The 19,724-nt window shown below is 71.9% G+C and carries 20 protein-coding genes; 9 read left to right on the forward strand and 11 right to left on the reverse strand.

Going from position 1 to position 19,724, the window contains the following annotated elements:
* Positions 1-145: 145 nt before the first annotated feature.
* The 3 genes from ACIBO1_RS12385 to ACIBO1_RS12395 form a co-directional block, all read right to left on the reverse strand.
* Positions 146-445, reverse strand: coding sequence for a DUF1540 domain-containing protein (locus ACIBO1_RS12385; protein ID WP_350692407.1), 300 nt, complete (start codon positions 443-445; stop codon positions 146-148).
* A gap of 74 nt (positions 446-519) precedes the next feature.
* On the reverse strand, positions 520-963 hold the full coding sequence (locus ACIBO1_RS12390) for a DUF4878 domain-containing protein (protein WP_396744671.1): 444 nt from the start codon (positions 961-963) through the stop codon (positions 520-522).
* 52 nt (positions 964-1,015) lie between these two features.
* Positions 1,016-1,636, reverse strand: a complete 621-nt coding sequence (locus ACIBO1_RS12395; RefSeq protein ID WP_396744828.1) for a DUF4126 domain-containing protein — start codon at positions 1,634-1,636, stop codon at positions 1,016-1,018.
* A 71-nt stretch (positions 1,637-1,707) separates the two neighbouring features.
* Here ACIBO1_RS12395 and nucS point away from each other — a divergent pair, with 71 nt between their 5' ends.
* Entirely contained in the window at positions 1,708-2,367 is a 660-nt protein-coding gene (gene nucS / locus ACIBO1_RS12400; protein ID WP_350692403.1) for an endonuclease NucS, read from the forward strand.
* Between the two features lie 54 nt (positions 2,368-2,421).
* Here nucS and ACIBO1_RS12405 read toward each other — a convergent pair whose 3' ends face one another.
* Positions 2,422-3,099 (reverse strand): class I SAM-dependent methyltransferase, encoded by a 678-nt coding sequence (locus ACIBO1_RS12405; protein ID WP_350692402.1) that lies wholly within the window; start codon positions 3,097-3,099, stop codon positions 2,422-2,424.
* A 102-nt stretch (positions 3,100-3,201) separates the two neighbouring features.
* Complete coding sequence (locus ACIBO1_RS12410) at positions 3,202-4,698, reverse strand: aldehyde dehydrogenase family protein (protein WP_396744675.1); 1,497 nt, start codon at positions 4,696-4,698, stop codon at positions 3,202-3,204.
* Positions 4,699-4,950: 252 nt separating this feature from the next.
* Here ACIBO1_RS12410 and ACIBO1_RS12415 point away from each other — a divergent pair, with 252 nt between their 5' ends.
* The 4 genes from ACIBO1_RS12415 (at position 4,951) to ACIBO1_RS12430 (ending at position 8,974) form a co-directional block, all read left to right on the forward strand.
* The gene (locus ACIBO1_RS12415; protein ID WP_396744678.1) at positions 4,951-5,376 is read left to right on the forward strand and encodes an FHA domain-containing protein; all 426 of its coding nucleotides are present in this window, start codon (positions 4,951-4,953) and stop codon (positions 5,374-5,376) included.
* Between the two features lie 167 nt (positions 5,377-5,543).
* A complete protein-coding gene (locus ACIBO1_RS12420; RefSeq protein WP_396744681.1) occupies positions 5,544-7,310 on the forward strand; it encodes a 3-hydroxyacyl-CoA dehydrogenase family protein in 1,767 nt (588 codons plus the stop codon).
* A 398-nt stretch (positions 7,311-7,708) separates the two neighbouring features.
* Positions 7,709-8,035 carry a hypothetical protein gene (locus tag ACIBO1_RS12425; protein ID WP_396744684.1) on the forward strand — a complete coding sequence of 109 codons (327 nt, stop codon included), beginning with the start codon at positions 7,709-7,711 and terminating at the stop codon, positions 8,033-8,035.
* A gap of 129 nt (positions 8,036-8,164) precedes the next feature.
* The gene (locus tag ACIBO1_RS12430; protein ID WP_396744687.1) at positions 8,165-8,974 is read left to right on the forward strand and encodes an alpha/beta hydrolase; all 810 of its coding nucleotides are present in this window, start codon (positions 8,165-8,167) and stop codon (positions 8,972-8,974) included.
* A gap of 10 nt (positions 8,975-8,984) precedes the next feature.
* Here ACIBO1_RS12430 and ACIBO1_RS12435 read toward each other — a convergent pair whose 3' ends face one another.
* The 3 genes from ACIBO1_RS12435 to ACIBO1_RS12445 all read right to left on the reverse strand — a co-directional run bounded on the left by ACIBO1_RS12435 (position 8,985) and on the right by ACIBO1_RS12445 (position 11,584).
* A complete protein-coding gene (locus ACIBO1_RS12435) occupies positions 8,985-10,064 on the reverse strand; it encodes an AI-2E family transporter (protein ID WP_396744831.1) in 1,080 nt (359 codons plus the stop codon).
* Between the two features lie 546 nt (positions 10,065-10,610).
* On the reverse strand, positions 10,611-10,793 hold the full coding sequence (locus ACIBO1_RS12440) for a DUF397 domain-containing protein (protein ID WP_396744690.1): 183 nt from the start codon (positions 10,791-10,793) through the stop codon (positions 10,611-10,613).
* Positions 10,784-11,584, reverse strand: a complete 801-nt coding sequence (locus tag ACIBO1_RS12445; RefSeq protein ID WP_396744693.1) for a helix-turn-helix transcriptional regulator — start codon at positions 11,582-11,584, stop codon at positions 10,784-10,786. The genes ACIBO1_RS12440 and ACIBO1_RS12445 overlap by 10 nt, the downstream gene beginning before the upstream one ends.
* A gap of 281 nt (positions 11,585-11,865) precedes the next feature.
* On the opposite strand from ACIBO1_RS12445, the gene ACIBO1_RS12450 reads away from it, so the two are divergent.
* Both ACIBO1_RS12450 and ACIBO1_RS12455 read left to right on the forward strand, forming a co-directional pair.
* Positions 11,866-12,072 carry a hypothetical protein gene (locus tag ACIBO1_RS12450; protein WP_396744696.1) on the forward strand — a complete coding sequence of 69 codons (207 nt, stop codon included), beginning with the start codon at positions 11,866-11,868 and terminating at the stop codon, positions 12,070-12,072.
* Positions 12,069-12,413: a hypothetical protein gene (locus tag ACIBO1_RS12455; RefSeq protein WP_396744698.1), complete on the forward strand. Its 345-nt coding sequence runs from the start codon at positions 12,069-12,071 to the stop codon at positions 12,411-12,413. Before ACIBO1_RS12450 ends, ACIBO1_RS12455 begins: the two co-directional genes overlap by 4 nt.
* A gap of 204 nt (positions 12,414-12,617) precedes the next feature.
* Here the strand turns inward: ACIBO1_RS12455 and ACIBO1_RS12460 are convergent, their stop codons facing one another.
* The 3 genes from ACIBO1_RS12460 to mce form a co-directional block, all read right to left on the reverse strand.
* Positions 12,618-14,837 carry a hypothetical protein gene (locus ACIBO1_RS12460; protein WP_396744701.1) on the reverse strand — a complete coding sequence of 740 codons (2,220 nt, stop codon included), beginning with the start codon at positions 14,835-14,837 and terminating at the stop codon, positions 12,618-12,620.
* 176 nt (positions 14,838-15,013) lie between these two features.
* Positions 15,014-16,285 (reverse strand): DivIVA domain-containing protein, encoded by a 1,272-nt coding sequence (locus ACIBO1_RS12465; protein ID WP_350692385.1) that lies wholly within the window; start codon positions 16,283-16,285, stop codon positions 15,014-15,016.
* Between the two features lie 505 nt (positions 16,286-16,790).
* The gene (mce, locus tag ACIBO1_RS12470; protein ID WP_350692383.1) at positions 16,791-17,255 is read right to left on the reverse strand and encodes a methylmalonyl-CoA epimerase; all 465 of its coding nucleotides are present in this window, start codon (positions 17,253-17,255) and stop codon (positions 16,791-16,793) included.
* Positions 17,256-17,316: 61 nt separating this feature from the next.
* Here mce and ACIBO1_RS12475 point away from each other — a divergent pair, with 61 nt between their 5' ends.
* Positions 17,317-18,516 carry an acetyl-CoA C-acetyltransferase gene (locus tag ACIBO1_RS12475; RefSeq protein WP_396744705.1) on the forward strand — a complete coding sequence of 400 codons (1,200 nt, stop codon included), beginning with the start codon at positions 17,317-17,319 and terminating at the stop codon, positions 18,514-18,516.
* A gap of 124 nt (positions 18,517-18,640) precedes the next feature.
* Positions 18,641-19,642 (forward strand): methylmalonyl Co-A mutase-associated GTPase MeaB, encoded by a 1,002-nt coding sequence (gene meaB, locus ACIBO1_RS12480; RefSeq protein ID WP_350692380.1) that lies wholly within the window; start codon positions 18,641-18,643, stop codon positions 19,640-19,642.
* Positions 19,643-19,724: the final 82 nt, after the last annotated feature.

The raw sequence follows: 19,724 nt of genomic DNA on the forward strand, positions 1-19,724 counted from the left end.
GCCCGCCCGGGTCCGCCGTCCGCACCGGGGGTGGTGGTTCCTCCCCGTCACGGGCGTGTCGGACCCGGGCGTCACCGTCGTCGTGCTGTGCGGTTCTGCACAATCCCGGGTCCGTCCGCCCGGCGGACGCCACCCGGGCGGTGGATCAGCGGTGGCTGTACGTCATGCAGTCGGCCATGTCGGCGTCCGGGCCGACCCTGATCGCCGGGGCCTGGCACTCCAGTTGCTCGTTGTGCCGACAGTCGGCCCGCTGGCACGCGCCCACCTGGGCCACCTGGCCGTCGATGCCGGCGCGTACGGCCGGCATCTCGATGAAGGTGTGGCAGTGCGCGTGGTCCATGCTGCCGATCGTGATGGCGAAGGCGTTGCAGTCGCCGGTGTGGTTGTACGCACAGGCGGACACCACACACTCCTGGACCCGGGGCATCTCCATCGCTGCGGTCATGACCCAACCTCCTCCGTTGAATTTGCCCTAATTTTAGGCTTTCGGAGGGTTCGTCAGGACCGGTTCACCGGTAGTCAGGGGCAGACGCGCCACTCGCCGTCCTCGCGGAGCAGGCTGATCGACTCGTTCGTCTCGCCGTTGGCCGTCTCCAGGCGTACCGAGGCGGTGCCGGTGGTCCGGCCGTTGTTGGTGGAGACCCGCATCCCGGTGATGTCGTACTCCACCAGTTTCGGCATCGCCTGCCGTTGCAGGGCGAACTCGTCCGCCGTGACCTGGTCGCGTTGCCGCTGGCAGAGACGGTCGTAGGCGCGCTGGTGGTCGCCGTCCCGGAGGGCGTCCAGATACTCGCCGGTGGCGCTGCGGGCCGGGCCGACCGCGTCCTGCACGGTCTGGTAGAGGAACCAGCCGCCGGCCGCACCACCCAGGCAGCAGAGGGCGACGACCACCCCCACCACGACGAGCACGATCCTCAGCGGGCGGTTGTTGCGGGGCGGGACCGGAGTCGGGTGGTACGTCATGCAGGGCAGCGTAGATCCACTACGCAACCGGTCGACCCTGCGTACCTGAGGATCAGACCCGGAAGCCGGCGTCCCGGGCGGCTTGGCGCTCGCGGCGTCGGTCCGCGCGTCGGCGCAGGAACCACGGCAGAGAGAACGCGAACGCGACCAGGAACACCAGCACCAGCACCGGCAGCACGATCGCCACCAGGGACATCACCACGCTGGTCGCGTCCTCGGCGGTGCTCGCCACCGGGGCGCCGAAACCGGCCGTGGTCGCGTTGATGACCGGCCGCGCGGCGGACTTGAGCAGGTGTACGCCGAGCGCGATCAACACACCGACGATGACCGGCAACCACTGGCCGCCGTCGGCGAAGAAGCTGTCCGGGTCGCTGACCGTCACCGTCTCCGAGGCGGAGCCGGCACCGAAGGCCAGCCCACCGGCGGTCGGGCGGACCACCGTCTGCACCACGTCGTTGACGTGGTCCACCACCGGGACCTTGTCCGCGACGACCTCGACGACGAGCAGCACCGCGAGGATGCCCAGCACCCAGTCGTTGCCGAGCCACTGCCAGCCGCCGGGCAGGTCGATGACGCTGGTGAAACGGGCCAGCGTGCCCATCAGCAGCAGCGGGATGTAGGCGTTGAGCCCCGCCGAGGCGGCGAGGCCGGTACCGGTCAGTACTTCGAGCACCATCTCAGCATGACACCGGCGCGCCAGTGCCGCTCGGCGGCGATGCCCGGGGTCTCCGCTACCCTCGTCGGGTGCGGTTGGTGATTGCGAAATGCTCGGTGGACTATGTCGGACGCCTCTCGGCCCACCTGCCGCCGGCCACCCGGCTGCTGATGGTGAAGGCGGACGGCTCGGTGTCCATCCACGCCGACGACCGGGCCTACAAGCCGTTGAACTGGATGAGCCCGCCCTGTCGGCTGGAGGAGGCACCCGGGGTGTGGCGGGTGGTCAACAAGGCCGGTGAGGAGCTGCGGATCACCCTGGAGGAGATTTTCCAGGACACCTCGTACGAACTCGGTGTCGACCCGGGCCTGCGCAAGGACGGGGTGGAGGCGCACCTGCAGGAGCTGCTGGCCGCCAACCCGGAGACGCTGGGCGAGGGGTACACGCTGGTCCGCCGCGAGTACATGACCGCCATCGGGCCGGTCGACCTGCTCTGCCGCGACGCCGAGCAGGGCACGGTCGCGGTCGAGGTGAAGCGCCGGGGCGAGATCGACGGCGTCGAGCAGCTCACCCGCTACCTCGAACTGCTCAACCGTGATCCGCTGCTCGCGCCGGTGGCCGGCGTCTTCGCCGCGCAGGAGATCAAGCCGCAGGCCCGGGTGCTCGCCCGAGATCGCGGCATCCGGTGCGTGGTCGTCGACTACGACCGGCTGCGCGGCATCGAGCGCGACGAACTGACCCTCTTCTGACGGTCAGCCCGGAACTCCCGGGGCCGCCGTCGGTCCTGCAGTGTGTCCGCGTGGTCAGGTGGTGCGTTGGCGGGGGATCGTGGTCCGGACCGCGATCAGCGACTTGGGCAGGCCGCCGACCCGTTCCACCAGGATGCGGGACTGCGGGAAGTAGTGCCGCATCTGGGACCGGTCCAGCAACTCGGTCCAGAGCACCTGGTGGATGGCCGCGTCGTGGGTGTGGGTGGCCTTGTGCCCGAGCGGCCACCGCCGGGCGACCGCGGTGCGCAGACGTACCGGCAGGAACTGCATGCCCGGCGCGATCCAGTGCGGCTCGATCGGGAAGTAGCGGTACGGCGTCTGCACCCAGTGCCGCTCGGCCAGCGTGTGCACCGCCTCGGCGAACCGCAGCCGGCGCTCGTGCCCACCCACGTGTTCCAGCACCGAGTTGGAGAAGACCAGGTCGTAACGGCGCCCGGTGATGTGGGCCGGCAGGTCGCAGGCGTCGGCCTGGTCGACCTCGGCCCATTCGGGCACGTCGGCGGCGGGTCGCTCCAGATTGACCACGTGTACGCGGGCCGGCCGGACGGCCGCACGGGTCCAGGTGCCGAGGCGTCCACCAAGGTCGATCACGTGCATCTCGGACAGTCGGGGAAACGTCCGGACCAGCCATTCGGCGCGGCGCTGGCGTTGCCGCGCGGCCCATGAGCCGTCCTTGTCCACGAGATGGAATCGCAATCGATGGGGGCGCATTTAACGGAATGTACCGTCGCGGCTACCGAGGCTAAACCTCTGTCCCGTATCGAAGCTGACGATGATCGGCTTTCCGACAGTGGCGGGTTCCGGACCCCGCGCTCACCTGCCGTAGAGCATCTTGACCGCTTTGACGAGACGGGCCACGTCAGCGGGGGTGCGATCGAACGTGGTCGAGGGGAGCAGGGTCCGGCCCCGGCGACGGGTCACCGCCTTGGCCCGCCCGAACTCGCGCAGCCCGTCCTCACCGTGGATGCGGCCGAACCCCGACTCGCCGACCCCGCCGAACGGCAGGGTGGACATGCCGGCGAAGGTGAGCGCCGAGTTGATCGACGCCATGCCGGAGCGCAGCCGACGGGCGATCGCCACCGCCCGACGCTTCCCGAAGACCGAACCGCCCAGACCGTAGGGCAGGGCGTTGGCCCGGGCGAGCGCCTCGTCCGCGTTCCGGACCCGGTTCACGGTCAGCGTCGGGCCGAAGGTCTCCTCGCGTACGGCGGCGGAGTCCTCCGGCACGTCCACCAGCACGGTCGGGTGCGCGTACGGCGGCCGTACCGCGTCCCGGCCGCCCAGGGCGGCACGCCCGCCCCGGGTCAGCGCGTCGTCGATGTGCCGCCGGATGACGTCGAGCTGGCTGGGCATGGTGATCGGGCCGACGTCGGCGTCGTCCGGGCCCACGGTGAGGCGGCCCGCACGCTCGACCACCTTGTCCAGGAACGCGTCGAAGACCGGCTCCACCGCGTAGACCCGCTCGATGCCGATGCAGGTCTGCCCGGCGTTGGTCATCGCACCCCAGACGGCGGCCTCGGCGGCGGCGTCCAGGTCGGCGTCGGTGTCCACGATCATCGCGTCCTTGCCGCCGGCCTCCAGCAGCACCGGGGTCAGCGACTCGGCGCAGGCGGCCATCACCTTCTTGGCGGTCGCCGTGGAGCCGGTGAAGGCGAGCTTGTCGACCCCGGACCGGCACAGTGCCGCGCCCACGTCGGCGAGGCCGTGCACCGTGCTGAACACCGGCTGCTCGGGCACCACCTCGGCGAACGTGTCGACCAACCACTGGCCGGCCACCGGGGTGTACTCGCTCGGCTTGAGGACCACCGCGTTGCCGGCGGCCAGCGCGTACGCGGCGGAGCCGATGGGGGTGAAGACCGGGTAGTTCCACGGCCCGATCACCCCGACCACCCCGTACGGCTGGTACTCCAGGTGGGCCGAGAACTCGGCCAGGATGAGCCGGGAGCGGACCCGGCGGGCGCCGAGCACCCGGCGGGCGTTGTTCGCGGCCCAGTCGACGTGCTCGACGGCGGACACGATCTCGACCAGCGCGTCGGCGACCGGCTTGCCGCCCTCGGCGTGGACCAGCTCCGCAAGCGTCTCCATTCGCTGCGCGAGCAGTCGCCGCCAGCGCAGCAGCCGCTCCCGCCGCCCGTCGAAGCCGAGCCCGGCCCACCACAGACCGGCGGCGCGGGCACTCGCGACGGTGCGCTCGACGTCCACGACGGTGGCGACCGGTACGCGGCCCGCCTCGTCGCCGGTGGCCGGATTGGTCGAGATCAGGTGGTGGCCCTCGATCATCGGGGTGCCGGGGCGGTGGACAGCCGTCATGGCGGAAGTCTAGACCCGAATATTACTCACAGGTAGGGGAGTGGTGCGGGGCTCAGCGCACTGGGCGGCGGATGGTTGAATCGGACTGAGCGGCAGTTTTCGCCGGGATGCCGGCACCCTGTCCACCGAAAGGGTCGAACGGAAGGTGTCCGGCCGGTTACTCGGTGATGACTGGCCGGGTGGTGGAGGTGGCCGCCCGGTGGTGGCAGGCTGACGCGGGGGTGGCCGCGCGGGGTGGAGGTCCGACTGTCCATGGAGGAATATCCGCAACTGATGCCGCTGCTGACAGTGGCCGCCGGACCCATGCGTGGGCTCGGGTTCCGGCTGCGTCGCCAGCCGCAGGTGATCGGCCGCGACCCGGCGGTCGACATCGTCGTGCACGACCCGCACCTGAGTCGTCGGCACGCCGAGATCTGGCTGGCCGGCGAGGGAGTGTCCCTGGTGGACCTCGGTTCGACCAACGGCACCTGGGTGAACGAACGTCGGATCACCGAGCTGACCCGACTGAGTGACGGCGACGTGATCCGGATCGGACGTACCGACCTGCGGTTCTTCGACCCGGGAGTGGCCCGCACCGACCCGGTGGGATTCAGCTTCGGGGTGCCGCGTCAGGAGCGGCGACCGACCCTGCCGCTACCGGTCGCGCCCGCCACGCGCGCCATCACCGGCGGCTCCTGACCTGTGCGCCCGGCCGCCGACCCGAGTCCGAACGCCGACCTGTGCCCGGCGCGGTGACAAACCCCACCGCGTCTGGACAGGCCCACACCACGTGGCAGACTCGCGCGCATGACCTGAGCGACCGTTAAAGTCCGGTCGCCGGTAACGCGGACAAGGGGAGGCCGGGCGTGGCGCGCGAGTTCACCAGCGTGGGTGTGGTGGGTCTGGGCACCATGGGTGCCGGCATCGTCGAGGTCTTCGCCCGCAGCGGCGTCGACGTGGTGGCCGTCGAGATCACCGACGACGCCCTGGAGCGGGGCCGGACCACGCTGACCGGCTCGACCGACCGGGCCGTGGCCAAGGGCCGGCTCGCCGCCGCCGACCGGGACGCCCTGCTCGGCCGGGTCACCTTCGCCGTCGGGCTGGACGCCCTGCACGCGGTCGACCTGGTGATCGAGGCGGTGCCCGAGCGCCTCGACCTCAAGCGACGGCTCTTCGCCGACCTGGACCGGATCTGCAAGCCCGAGGCCGTCCTCGCCACCAACACCTCCTCGTTGAGCGTCACCGAGATCGCGGTCGCCACCGGCCGGCCCGCGCAGGTGATCGGCATCCACTTCTTCAACCCGGCGCCGGTGATGAAGCTGGTCGAGGTCGTGCGTACGGTCGTCACCGCCGACGACGTGGTGGCCGACGTGGAGGCGCTCTGCGCGCGACTCGGCAAGGTCGACGTCACCATCGGCGACCGCGCCGGGTTCGTCGCCAACGCGCTGCTCTTCGGCTACCTCAACCACGCCGTCACGATGGTCGAGGCCCACTACGCGACCCGCGAGGACATCGACGTCGCGATGAAGCTCGGTGCCGGACTGCCGATGGGCCCGCTGGCCCTGATGGACCTGATCGGGCTGGACACGTCATACGAGGTGCTGGACACCATGTACCGCCGGGGCGGCCGGGACCGCCGCCACTCCCCGGCTCCGCTGCTGCGGCAGATGGTGACCGCCGGACTGCTCGGGCGGAAGTCCGGCCGGGGCTTCTACACCTACGAGCGGCCCGGCTCGTCGAAGGTCGTACCCGACGCGCAGACGCCGGCACCGGCGGGGGAGCCCCCCACCGACCCGGTACGCACCGTCGGCGTGGTCGGCTCGGGCGCGTCAGCGCACCGACTCGTCGCGGTCTTCGCCGCCGCCGGATACCAGGTCGTCGCGGTCAGCCCCGAATCCGGGGACCCGGCGACGGCCGGCGCGGCGGTGCGGACCGCACTGGACGAGAACGTGGCCCAGGACCGGCTCGGCGAGGCCGACCGCGACGCCGCCCTCGACCGGATCACCTGGTCGACGGCGTCGACCGAGCTGGCCGACGTCGACCTGGTGGTCGAGGCGGTGGCCGACGACCTCGACGTCAAGAAGGCACTCCTCGCCGAGTTGGCCGCGGTGTGCAGGCCGGGCACCGTGCTGGCCACCACCACCTCCGTGCTGCCGGTAATCGACCTGGCGATGGCGACCGGGCGTCCGGACGACGTGGTGGGCCTGCACTTCGTCCACCCCGGTGCGGCGACCCCAGTGGTGGAGATCGTCCGGACGATCCGAAGCTCGGTGGCGGCCGTCGACACGGCGCGGGCAGTCTGCACCACGCTGGGCAGGACCGGGGTGGTCTGCGACGACCGGGCCGGTTTCATCGTCGACGCGCTGTTGTTCCCGTACCTCAACGACGCGGTGCGGATGCTGGAGGCCGGGTACGCCGGCACCGACGACGTCGACCACGCGATGAAGCTCGGCTGCGGCTACCCGACCGGACCGTTCGCACTGCTCGACGCGATCGGCCTGGACGTCGCGCTGGCCGTGCAGCGGCGGTTGTACGGGGAACTGCGCGATCCCGGCTTCGCCCCGGCCCCCTTGCTGGAGCAACTGGTCACCGCCGGTCACCTCGGCGACCGCACCGGACGCGGCTTCCGCTGACCTTCCGGTGGACCGAGGATAGCCTGCGACCGTAGCGACCGCTTTCTGCTGCTCACGCTGGTCACCTGCCGAGTCGAGTCGGCACGCGGATCGCGGCCAGAAGCGGGCATGCGAACCGCCTTGCTCAGGCCCAGGCTGTCGCCTCCACCGCAAGATCACGCTCGATCCGGGATCGAGTGGTCATCGTCGCGCTCGGATACCACTCGATCCCGGATCGAGCGTCAGCTTCTGGTGACGACAACGCCGCCGGCCGACGTGTCAGGGCTCGCCGCAGACCCGCCAGTCCTATTGCCGGTCGCTCCTGTTAACGCCTGCGGTATAGGAAGGGTCCCCTCCTAACACGCAACGACCGCCGGCCGACGAGAAGCGCGGCGCCAACCGGCCTTACGCTGGGTGACGTGAGCCCTCGTCGCAACCGTCCCCGCCGTGACGACGACACGCGTCTGGACGCCGACCGTGCCCGGCACGGAGTCGCCTCGGTGCAGCAGTGGCGGGACGGCGATTGGCAGGTACGCGCGATCAGCGGCGGCGGGTCGACCAAGACGTACCGCTGTCCCGGCTGCGACCAGGAGATCCGGCCCGGCGTGGCGCATCTGGTCGCCTGGCCGGCCGACGACCGGGGCGACCTGACCGACCGGCGGCACTGGCACACCGGCTGCTGGCGCGCCCGGGACCGGCGGACACCGGGGATCCAGCGCGGCCGAAGCGCCCCCCGCCACGGCTGAACGCCGCCCCGCCCTACGCCGAGACGCCGAGGCACCGAGACGGCGGGGCGCGGGCCGTCCGGACCCGCCTTCCGGCGATCTTTGTCACCTGGCCGCGCGGCGGGGACGGTGGGACGGGAGGATGGAGGGGTGAGTGCACCCATTCGCGCGTCGTCGATCCTGCCCGGCCGCCGGGAGGACATCGAGCTGCACACCGCGGACGGACTGCGGCTGGTCGGTGAGCTGGCCCGCCCGGTCGACCGCGAGCCGGTGGCCACGCTGGTCTGCCTGCACCCGCTGCCCACCCACGGCGGGATGATGGACAGCCACGTGTTCCGCAAGGCCGCCTGGCGGCTGCCCGCGCTGGCCGACCTGGCCGTGCTGCGGTTCAACACCCGGGGCACCAGCAGCGTACGCGGCACCAGCGAGGGCAGCTTCGACTCGGCTGTCGGCGAGCGGTACGACGTGGCTGCCGCCATCGAGTACGCCGAGTTCCACGAGCTGCCGAACATCTGGCTGCTGGGCTGGTCGTTCGGTACCGACCTGGTGCTCAAGTACGGCGGTGACCCGGCCGTGTCCGGCGCGATCCTGCTCTCCCCGCCGCTGCGCTTCTCCGAGGCGGCCGATCTGGCCCACTGGGCGGAGTTCGGCCGACCGTTGACCGCGTTGGTGCCGGAGTTCGACGACTACCTCCGCCCCGAGGAGGCCCGCGAACGGTTCGCCGCAGTGACGCAGGCCGAGGTGGTCGGGGTACCGGGGGCGAAACACCTCTGGGTCGGCGACGCCGAGACGGTGCTGGACGAGGTGGTCCGGCGGGTCAACCCGGCGGCGTCGGTGCCGCTGCCGACGACCTGGGACGGCCCGATGGAGACCGGCGACGCCAGCGCGTACGCCGACCGCACGGTGGCCGCCTTCGCCGACGTCCCGGTCACCGGCCCGGAACAGCGTCGCGCCGACTGAGTCCCGCCGGTCAGCGGCGGTCCTGGCGGGGGATCACCACCTCGCGTAGGACGATCTGGATCGCGGCGACCGTCGGAATGGCGATCAGCGCGCCGATCACGCCGAGCAGCGATACCCCGAGCAGCGCGGCGACCAGCGCCGCCACCTCGTTGACGTGCACCGACCGGCGCATGATCTTGGGGTAGAACAGGTAGTTCTCGATCTGCTGATAGATCACGAAGAACACCACGCAGGCGATGCCGACGGACGGTTCGGTGGCGAATCCGACCAGGCTGACGACCACCGCGCCGAGCGTCGCGCCGATCTGCGGGATGAGGTCCGTGATCGCCACGACCACGGCCAGCGCGAACGGGTAGGGTAGGCCCACCGCGAGCGCGAAGACGAAGGCGGCGACACCGGCCAGCACGGCGATGGAGAGCGCGCCGACCATGTATGCGCCGACCTTGGTCAGCATCTCGTCGCCGATGAGCTGCACCCGCTCCCGGCGCGAGCGCGGCACCAGGGCGTACGCGAGGTCGCGCATCCGGTCGAAGTAGACCAGGAAGTAGATGGTCAGCACCAGCACGGTGAGCACCCGGAAGATCGTGCCGAAGAGGAACTGGGCACCACCGAGCACACCGCCCAGCGCCCGCCCGACCACGTCCGCGCTGGCCAGCTCCTGCGCCCGCCGCATCAGGTCGAAGCGTTCCACCAGGTCGTTGACCGTCTCGTTGCGGCGCAACGACTCCAGGTAGCTCGGCAACTGGTCGATGAACTGGGTCAACTGGGTCAGGATCGGCGGCACCAGGGCCAGTACGCCCCCGCTCAGCAGCGCGATCACGACGAGCGCCACGATGGCCACGGCCAGGCCGCGCGGCACCCCCCACGACCGCAGGCGGACCACCGCCGGGTGCAGGCCCACCGCGAGGAACAACGCGATGACCACCAGCACGACCATCCCGGCCGCGTTGCGCAACCCCAGATAGACGGCGTACGCGAGCAGCACGCCGAGCGCACCGGTGAACCCGACCAGGAAGCTGTTGCGCCGCAGCGGACGCCCCGGCGTACCGAACCGACCCGCATCGGGGTGTGGATCGTGCGCCGTACCCACCGCCGACGTCTCCGGGGTGGCCTGCACCGCCGACGTCTCCGGCGTGGCCCGTGCGGCCGACCTTCCCGGCGTGGCCCCGGCCGCCACCGGCCGGTCCGTCGTGCCGTGCACCGCCGCCGGGTCACTCTTGTCGTGGGAGCCGGTCGTCCCGGCCCCGCGCCGTCCCGGCGGAGACTGCTCCGCCCGGGGCTGCGCCTTCGCGGACCGCTTCGCGCCGGGATCGTCGGACCTCGGCTGCTCCACTGCGGACCGCTCCGGCTCGTCCTGCGCCACTCGGCCTCCCCGCTCGGACCTCGACCGCTGCTGCCGGAACCGCGCCGACCCGTTCAGGTGCCTGCGGGCCGGCAGGCATGACCGCACGCTACTGCACCGGCGGGGCAGTCCGATCGCGGGTGGAGGCTCCGAGAACGTGTCTCCGGCGTTCGGTCGGAGCCGGTCCGGTGCCGGGGGCGTCCCGGCACCGGACCGCGCAGGCCGTGGCCGGTCGGGTGGGCGGAGGTCCTGGCCGACCTCGGTCTGTGGCGGCTGGTGTCCGGGCCCAGCGGCTCAGTGCCGCTTGACCTGCCGGACGAACGAGCGCCAGGTCGACGGCGTGAACGCGAGCACCGGGCCCTGCCGGTCCTTGCTGTCGCGGACCGCGACCACGCCGGGCAGGTTGTCGGCCACCTCCACGCAATTGGTGTTGCCGCTGCGGCTGGCGGTACGCCAGGTCGCGCCGTTCAGGTCCATGACTTCGCCACCCTGTCGAGGAGTTCGATCGACTGCTGGCGGGACAGCGCCTCGTTGCGCACCGTCTCCCAGCGCGCCAACAGCGTAGCCAGGTCCGCCTCGCTGTCGGTCGGCGTGGCGGTCAGTTGGTTCTCCATGATCGCCACCCAGCCGCCCTCCTCGCTGCGGGCCAGCGAGAACGGCCCGGAGAGCCCGATGTGCACCCCGACACCGAGCGGGATGACATTGATGCTCACGTTTGGTCGTGCGGCACAGGCGATCAGGTGCTCGATCTGGTGCACCATGACCGGCCAGAAGCGTTCCTCCCGCCGGTGCAGGACGGCCTCGTCGACGACCGCGATGAGCTGCGGCGGCTCCGGCAGTGTGAGGATGCCCTGCCGGTCCAGCCGGGCGGCGACCCGCCGGTCCACCTCCTCGTCGCTGAGCAGGTCGTCGCAGCGGATCACCGCGCGGGCGTAACCCTCGGTCTGCAACACGGCCGGGATCAGCATGGGCTCGAACACTCGGAGTTGCCGGGCCATTCGCTCGGCGTCCAGCCACGGCAGGAACCACGAGGGCTGCCCCTCCCGCTCGGCGATCCGCAGCAGCGCCACCAGCAGCCCGCCGGAGCGCAGCACCTCGTCGGCGCGGGCGAGCAACGACCGGTCGTACGGCCGACTGCCGGTCTCGACGGCCGAGACCATCGACGGTGAGTAGTGCACCTGCTTGCCGAACTCCTCCTGGCTGAGCCCGGCGGCCACGCGCAAGCGGCGAAGCTGCGCCCGGATCAGGTCCGCCGTCGTTCCCTCCACAGTGCCTCCACAGTCTGCGCCCGAGAAACGCTCGGGATTTCCGGTCGGGGGCGGGACTCCGCAGCAGTACGACGACCAGCCTCGATGCCTTCCGACAGTAGTGGCTCGCTCAGCAGACTGTCAGCCATGCCGGACTGGTTCGTTGCCGAGGGGGCGCGGGCTGGTCCAGGCCGGGGCCGCCCCCGCCTTCCCCCGCGTGGGCGGCCCCTCCCGTAGTCCTGGCCACATCCGTCGTCGGATCAGCAGCAGATGTGTCCCAGGCTTTCCCGAGGGAGGTCGATGTGCGCAGCAAGTGGTACCAGTGCCCGACGGTGATCCTGCCGGTCCTGCCGCAACGGCGGCGGGACACGCACCTGCCCGGCTGGACGGAGCAGCCGACCCAGCCGCTGCCGCGCCAGCACGCGGGCCGTCCCGGTCGGCTCACGCCGGGGCAGTGGTGGCGGGCGACCGGCGGCCGACAGGGGCGTACGCCGGGTGGCCAGGCATGATCACCACGCGCCTGCCCATGCCGGGCAACGGCCCCCGTCCCGAACGTCCGCGCCCCGTCGACAGTCGGCCCCCGCACACCCCGTTACGACCGACCTGGTGCTGTCGCGCCGACGGGCAGCCCTGGCCCTGCGGGGAGGCGCGACTGCTGCTCCGGCTGGAGTACGACGGCAACAGCGCCGGCCTCACCATCTATCTGGCCGGCCTGATGTACGAGGCGATGCGGGACCTCTATCACCTCAACCCGCACGACGGCCCGGCACCTCGGACGCTGTTCGACCGGTTCGTCGCCTGGGGAGCATCCCGTCGACCGGCCGCGCACCGGCGTCCCGACTCGCCCTGACCGTCCGCCGCCGTAGCCCGCCCGAGTCCGCCTGATCGTCGGGCGCGGTCGGCTCAGTCCGAGGCCGCTTGGCCGGCGGCCGGTGGCGTCGCTCTGTCCCGAGTCCGCCTGATCGTCGGGTGCCGTCGGTGGTTCGCCGGTATCCGCCTGGTCGTTGGGCGTCGTCGGTTCGTTCCGTCCGCCTGATCGTCGGGCGCCGTTGTCTCAGTCTGAGGTGACCTTGCTCGGCTTGGCGCTGCGTTCGTCAGTGGTCGGCTTGGTCGGGCGCTTGCCGTTCTCGCCGGTGCTGGTGATCTTCGTCGGGGTGGCGTCCCGGCCACCCGTCCCCGGCACGGCCGCCACCGTCGGCTCGCCGTCCACACCGGCGCTCGCCGTGCTGCCGTCGACCGAGGTCGGCTCGGTGGCCGGCTTCGCCGTCGCGTCCTCGACCGTGGTGACCGGCTCCGCCATCGGCTTCGTCGCCGGCCCGTCGTCGCCGGTGGTCGCCGGCTTCGCGGTCGGTCCGTCGTCGCCCGCAGGCTCGGTGGGCCTGGTGGCGGTGTCGGCCGAGCCACCCGGTCCGCTCGCCGCGCCGACGACGCTGTTGCTCGGGCGGCTGCCGTTGACGGCGACCGGCGCCGTGGCGGAGGCAGCGGTGGCGGGGGCGGAGGCGTCCATCGCGGCAGCCGGGGCGGACGCGGCCACGGCGGCGGGAGCACCCGGACCGTCGGGGCCGGTCGCCGCCGTCAGCCGCAGGTCGAGCAGCTTGCGCTGCAGGTCGTCGGACTCCTGCCGGGACTTCCAGGTCTCCTGACGCAGGTCGGCGAGCTGCTGCTGGGCCTTGGCGATCTCCAGCATCACCTGGGCGAGCTGCTGGCGGCTCGCCGCCGCCTCCTGCTGCGTCGCGGCCAGGTGCTGCTGTGTGGTGGCCAGATGCTGCTGGGTGGTGGCGGCGTACTCCTCGAACTGGCGTCGGGAGGAGGCCACGTACTCGTCGGCCTCGCGACGGGCGGTGGTGGCGTGCTCGTCCGCCTCGCGGCGAGTGGTGGTGGCGTACTCGTCGGCTTCCCGGCGCTTGTCGGCCGCCTCGGTCCCGGCGTCGCGCAGCAGCGCGGTGGCCCGCTCCTCGGCCTCGGCGCGCACCGTGGCGGCCTCCTGCTCGGCGGCCTGGCGGATCGCGTCGGCGCCCTGCTCGATCTCGTTCTTCCGGGTGGTGTACTCCGACTCCAGCTCGGCGCGGCGGGTCTCGAAACCCGACTCCAGCTCGACGGTACGGCCCTGGAACTGCTCGTCCAGCTCGGCGTTGCGGGTCGTGAACTGCTTCTCCAACTCCTCGCGACGACTGGTGAACTCGCGCTCGGCGGTCGCCCGCCGCTCGGTCAGCTCCCGGTCCGCCGCCTCCCGCCGGCCGTTGACCTCCTTCTCCACCCCGGCCCGCCAGGCGCCCAGTTCCTGCTGCGCCTGAGCGCGGGCGTGCTGCACGTACGCCTCGGTCTCGGTGCGCATGCGCTGCGCGTACGCCTCGGTCTCCGTGCGGGTGCGGCGGGCCGCCTCGGTGGTCTGCGCGGTCAGCCGCTCGGCCTCCTGGCGGGCCTTGTCGCGGGTGGCGCGGCCGGCCGTGGCGGCGTCGTCGATGATCTGCTTGGCCTCCTGCTGGGCCTTGGCGTGCGTGGCGCGACCGGCCTCGGTGGCCTGGTCGACCAGGCGCTTGGCCTCCTGCTGCGCCTTCGCGTGCACCTCCTTGGCCGCGTCGCGGAGCTGGGTGGCCTCCTGCTGGGCGGTGGCGTGCACCTCGCGGGCGGCCTCCCGGAGCTTGGCCGCCTCCTGCTGGGCCCGGGTGTGGATCTCCTTGGCGGCGTCGCGGAGCTGGGTCGCCTCCTGCTCGGCCTTGGCCAACGCCTCCTGGGCGGCCTTGCGCAGCCGGGCGGCCTCCTCGCGGGCGGCCCGGGCAGCGGCCTCGGACTCCGCCTTACGGGCGGCGGCCTGCCGCTCCTCCTCGGCCCGGCGGGTGGCCAGCGCGATCTCGAAATCCTTGAGCGCCTTGGCGGCCTCCGCGCGCGCCTCGTCGATGATGTGCTCGGCGGTGGCCCGGCGCGCCTCGATCTCCTCGTGGGCGGCACCGAGGATGTCCTCGGCCTGCTCCTCGGCGAGCGCCAGGATCTGCTCCACCCGGGGACCGAGGTGGCGGAACGCGGCACGGTCGACCACGCCGACCTGCTTGCGGACCTGGGCGAGGTCGCGCTGGAGCACCTCGACCTGACCGGCCAGCTTGTGGATCTGGGTGTAGGCCTGTTCCCGTTCGGCCGCCAACGCCCCGATCTCGTGCTCCGCACGAGCGACGTACCGGTCGACCTGCCGTTTTTCATATCCTCGCAGGGCGGACTCGAAGCTGGGCTCCGTGGTCACGTCCCCGCCGAGGGAGAACAGTTCCTCGCCGTGCGACATGCTCCCATCCTCACACGCAACGGCGACTCCTGGGGCGATACGGACGCCCCTGTTGGGACCTACTTCACGTGCTGGGGCGAGCGGTTGCCGACACGTCCCGCACAAGCAGGGCGGCGCGGGGTGGCACCGTCACCCGGTGTCACCCCGCGCCGTCGATCATGCCCCGAGCCGCCGGATCAGCTGGTGGTCTCCGCAGCGACCTTGTCGTCGGACTCGTCGGCCTTCTTGGCCGCCGGCTTGTCCGCCGCCGCGGCGGCGTTCGCGTTGTTCGGTACGCCCGGCACGATGCCGGCCAGACCGGAGAGCATCTGCCCGAGCTGTGAGGTGACCGCGTCCTTCTGGCGGGTGAGGTCCTCGACCTCGCGGCGGGCCGCCTGGGTGGTCAGCTCGGCCTCGGTGCGCGCCTCGTTGAGCAGACGCTGCGACTCGGCGCGGGCCTCGCTCAGGGTCCGCTCGGAGAGCGCCTTGGCCTTCTCGACCGTCTCGGTCGCGTTGCGCTCGGACTCGACCCGACGGGCCTCGGCCCGCTGCTCGATCTCCTTGGCCCGCTCCTGCGCGGCCCGGGCCCGCTGCTCGGCCTCGCTGACCAGCTTCTGGGTCTGCGCGACCTGGGCGGCGTGCCGCTCCGACTCCTCGCGCTCGGCCTTCTCCCGCCGCTCGGCGAGCTGCAGCTCCAGCGCCTGGAGGTCCTTGTCGCGCTTGTCGCGGGCGTCGGTGAGGAGCTTGGTCGCCTCGGCGCGCTTCTCCTCGGCCTCCCGGGCGGCCTTGGCCCGCTGCTGGGTGATCTCCCGCTCGGCGGTGGCCCGGAGGGTGGCCACCTCCCGCTCGACGGTCGACTTCAGCTCGGCGACCTCGTGCGCGGTCACCGTACGCAGCTGCTTGGTCTCCCGCTCCGCGTCGGCGCGCAGCGTGTCGGCCTCCCGGCGGGCCTGCACCCGCGCCTCGGCCGCCTCACGCTCGGCGGCGGTGCGGACGTTGCCCGCCTCGCGCTCGGCGCTGGCCTTCATCGCGGCGGCCTCGGCACGGGCCTTGTCGGTGATCTCCCGCGCCTCGAGGCGGGCGGCGGAGAGGATGCCCTCCGACTCGCGCTTGGCTTCGTTGCGGTGGTCGTTGGCCTGCTCCTCGGCGAGCCGGAGGATCTGCTCGACCCGGGTGCCGAGACCGGACAGCGTCGGGCGGCTGTTTTCCTCCAGCTGCTTGCTGGTGTCGGTGAGCTTCTGCTCCAGGGCGGTGAGCCGCTGCTCGGACTGCCGGAGCCGGCGCTGGGCGTCGTTGAGCGCCTGCTCGGCGTCGGCGCGGTCCTTGTTGGCCTGGCTCAGCGCGGCGTTGAGCCGGCCGATGAAGTCGTCGACCTGACCGGTGTTGTATCCGCGCAGGCCAACCGTGAAATCGGGCTGCGAGTTCGCGTTATCGAAGAACGCGAGAGGGGAGGACTGCTGCTGGGGCATTGGGACATACTGGCAGACCCCCCGGGGTGCTTCGCAAGAGCGTGCCGCCCTTTGCCGTCCTCATTACATGGTCAACTCGACAGGGTGCCGGACCGCCGGGGGAAGTGGCGATCTTGCCAGCTCCGAGGCGAGCGTGAAGGCACGCAGCGTGAGGCGGAAAAGGGGACCGGCGTCCTTATGTTTCCGGCCGCCCCGTCTCACTCGAATGGGTGTCGGCGTGCCTCTGGGAAAGCCAAAGGCCGTTCACCGAATGGCCACCGGCACCTCGTCCATGAGGCCAGCCGCCCCGCGCCCGGCCCGGGCGGCGTCGTACCTCGTCGAGCCGCGTCGTGCGGCGGGTCGCGTCGTGCGGCGGGTTGCGTGGCGCGGGAGGTTGCGTGGTGCGGCGGGTTGCGTGTTAGCAGGGGTCCCCTGCTATGCACGAGGCGTTAGCAGGGGACCCTTCCTTTCACCGCACCCGCACCGCACCGGCACCTGCGTTGCGTTCGGGCTGTGCGCCGTGTCGTCAGGCGGGTTGGACCAGTTCGATCAGGACGCCGCCGGCGTCCTTGGGGTGGACGAAGTTGATCCGGGAGTCGGCGGTGCCGCGCCGGGGCGTCTCGTACAGCAGGCGTACGCCGCGCTCGCGTAGCGCCGCACAGGCCACGTCGATGTCCGCCACGGTGTACGCGACCTGCTGCACGCCCGGTCCGTTGCGGTCGAGGAACTTGCCGATGGTCGACTCCGGCGTCAGCGGGGCGAGCAGTTGCACGCAGCCACCCTCGGCGGTCGGCCCGACCGTCAGCATCGCCTCGCGGACCCCCTGCTCGGCGTTGACCTCCGTGTGCACGCAGCGCATGCCGAAGGTCCGTTGGTAGAAGTCGATCGCGGCGTCGAGGTCCGCGACCGCGATCCCGACATGGTCGATGCGGCGTAGACCGATGTCTGTGACATAGTCGGCAGCGGGCTCGACGGGGGAGTTCTCAGGCATGACGCTAGTCTGGCCGAACGATAGTTAAGGCGTACAGGTCGGCACCCCCTCGGAGGCAGTCATGGCTTCGGTGATCGTCAGTGGCGCGCGCACCCCGATGGGGCGTCTGCTGGGCAACCTGAAGGACCTACCGGCGACGAAACTCGGCGGTATCGCCATCTCCGCGGCACTGGAGCGTGCCGGCGTGGCCCCCGAACAGGTCCAGTACGTGATCATGGGGCAGGTGCTCCAGGCCGGTACCGGTCAGATCCCGGCCCGCCAGGCGGCGGTGGAGGCGGGCATCCCGATGTCGGTGCCCGCGCTGACCATCAACAAGGTCTGCCTCTCCGGGCTGGACGCGATCGCGTTGGCCGACCAGTTGATCCGGGCCGGTGAGTTCGACGTGGTGGTGGCCGGCGGCATGGAGTCGATGACCAACGCCCCGCACCTGCTGCTCGGTCAGCGGAGCGGCTACAAGTACGGCGACGTGGTGGTCAAGGACCACATGGCGCTCGACGGGCTGACCGACGCGTGGGACTGCTGCTCGATGGGCGAGTCCACCGAGCGCCACGGCGCCGAGCGGGGGATCAGCCGCGAGGAGCAGGACGCCTTCGCCGCCGCCAGCCACCAGCGGGCCGCCGCCGCGCAGAAGAACGGTCACTTCGCCGACGAGATCACCCCGGTGGTCATCCCGCAGCGCAAGGGTGACCCGCTGGTGGTCAGCGAGGACGAGGGCATCCGCCCGGACACCACCGCCGAGACGCTGGCCAAGCTTCGTCCGGCCTTCGCCAAGGACGGCACCATCACCGCCGGCAGCTCGTCGCCGATCTCCGACGGTGCCGCCGCGGTGGTCGTGATGAGCAAGGCGAAGGCCAAGGAACTCGGGCTGACCTGGCTGGCCGAGGTGGGCGCGCACGGCAACGTGGCGGGCCCGGACAACTCCCTGCACTCGCAGCCGTCCAACGCCATCCAGCACGCCCTGCGCAAGGGCGGGCTGAGCATCTCCGACCTCGACCTGATCGAGGTCAACGAGGCGTTCGCCCAGGTCGGCATCCAGTCCACCCGTGACCTCGGGATCAGCCCGGACAAGGTCAACGTGAACGGCGGCGCGATCGCGCTGGGGCACCCGATCGGCATGTCCGGCGCCCGGCTGGTGCTGACCCTGGCGATGGAGCTCAAGCGGCGCGGCGGCGGCACCGGTGCGGCGGCGCTCTGCGGTGGCGGTGGTCAGGGCGACGCGCTGATCATCCACGTCCCGGCCCCGACCGAGACCGACCTGTGAGCCCGAGGAACGAGCCGATCGTGCGAGCCCCGCAGTCGGGCCCGACGCCCAGCACGGTGAGCGGGCGAGCCCGGCCGTCGGGCCCGACGCGCAGCCTGTCAGAGTCGCGGTCGAGGGCGGCGGTATGAGCGAGACGAGGGGGAGCGCGCCGGCCGCGGCCGGTTCGGTGCGGCGTAGTCGGGACGTACCGATGCTCGTCGAACGGGCCCGCGAGGGTGACCCACGCGCGGTGGCCCGGCTGATCACGCTGGTCGAGTCGGGTGACGAGACTCTGCCGCGCATCGCGGCGGCGCTCGCGCCGCACACCGGACGGGCTCAGGTGGTCGGTCTGACCGGTTCGCCGGGGGTGGGTAAGTCGACCACCACCAACGAGCTGGTCCGCGCGCTGCGGGCGCGGGGACACCGGGTCGGCGTGCTGGCGATCGACCCGTCCAGTCCGTTCACCGGCGGGGCGATCCTCGGTGACCGGGTGCGGATGCAGGACCACGCCACCGACCCCGGTGTGTACATCCGGTCGATGTCCAGCCGGGGCCACCTGGGCGGGTTGTCGGCGGCCACCCCGCAGGCGGTGCGGGTGCTGGAGGGTGCCGGCTGCGACGTGGTGCTGGTGGAGACCGTCGGGGTCGGGCAGGCCGAGGTCGAGGTGGCCTCGCTCGCCGACACCACGTTGGTGCTGCTCGCGCCGGGCATGGGCGACGCGATCCAGGCGGTGAAGGCCGGCATCCTGGAGATCGCCGACATCTTTGTGGTGAACAAGGCCGACCGGGACGGCGCTGACGCGACGGTCCGGGACATCCAGGGCATGATCGCGCTCGGCGAGCGCGGACCGGGGCAGTGGCGGCCCCAGGTGGTGCGGGCGGTCGCCGTCCGGGGCGAGGGGATCGACGACGTCGCCGCCGCCGTCGACAAGCACCGGGGCTGGCTGGTCGAGCACGACGAGCTGCGCCGTCGCCGGGAGGCGCGGGCCGCCGCCGAGATCGAGGCGATCGCGCTGGGTGCGCTGCGCGCCCGGATCGGCTCGCTGCGCGACGGTACGCAGTTGCCGGCGCTCGCCGCCGAGGTCGCTGCCGGCGCGATCGATCCGTACGCCGCCGCGGACACCCTGCTGGCCCAGCTCTCCGGCTGAGCGGAGTCCACTGCGGACCGTCTCGGACGGTTACGCTCGCACCGCCTTCGCAGAGCGCGTGGGGTGGTGTGACGGCTGCTGG

It is taken from the genome of Micromonospora sp. NPDC049903, assembly GCF_044460945.1.
Classification (GTDB): Bacteria; Actinomycetota; Actinomycetes; order Mycobacteriales; family Micromonosporaceae; genus Micromonospora.

Excerpts from the sequence above, each read along its gene's own strand:
- ACIBO1_RS12440 (WP_396744690.1), bottom strand. The coding sequence starts at position 10,793 with ATGGACCTGAACGGCGCGACCTGGCGTACCGCCAGCCGCAGCGGCAAC.
- mce (WP_350692383.1), bottom strand. The coding sequence starts at position 17,255 with ATGCCTGAGAACTCCCCCGTCGAGCCCGCTGCCGACTATGTCACAGAC.
- ACIBO1_RS12410 (WP_396744675.1), bottom strand. The coding sequence starts at position 4,698 with ATGACGGCTGTCCACCGCCCCGGCACCCCGATGATCGAGGGCCACCAC.
- ACIBO1_RS12475 (WP_396744705.1), top strand. The coding sequence starts at position 17,317 with ATGGCTTCGGTGATCGTCAGTGGCGCGCGCACCCCGATGGGGCGTCTG.
- ACIBO1_RS12460 (WP_396744701.1), bottom strand. The coding sequence starts at position 14,837 with ATGTCGCACGGCGAGGAACTGTTCTCCCTCGGCGGGGACGTGACCACG.
- ACIBO1_RS12390 (WP_396744671.1), bottom strand. The coding sequence starts at position 963 with ATGACGTACCACCCGACTCCGGTCCCGCCCCGCAACAACCGCCCGCTG.
- ACIBO1_RS12405 (WP_350692402.1), bottom strand. The coding sequence starts at position 3,099 with ATGCGCCCCCATCGATTGCGATTCCATCTCGTGGACAAGGACGGCTCA.
- ACIBO1_RS12455 (WP_396744698.1), top strand. The coding sequence starts at position 12,069 with ATGATCACCACGCGCCTGCCCATGCCGGGCAACGGCCCCCGTCCCGAA.
- meaB (WP_350692380.1), top strand. The coding sequence starts at position 18,641 with ATGAGCGAGACGAGGGGGAGCGCGCCGGCCGCGGCCGGTTCGGTGCGG.
- ACIBO1_RS12415 (WP_396744678.1), top strand. The coding sequence starts at position 4,951 with ATGGAGGAATATCCGCAACTGATGCCGCTGCTGACAGTGGCCGCCGGA.
- ACIBO1_RS12385 (WP_350692407.1), bottom strand. The coding sequence starts at position 445 with ATGACCGCAGCGATGGAGATGCCCCGGGTCCAGGAGTGTGTGGTGTCC.
- ACIBO1_RS12465 (WP_350692385.1), bottom strand. The coding sequence starts at position 16,285 with ATGCCCCAGCAGCAGTCCTCCCCTCTCGCGTTCTTCGATAACGCGAAC.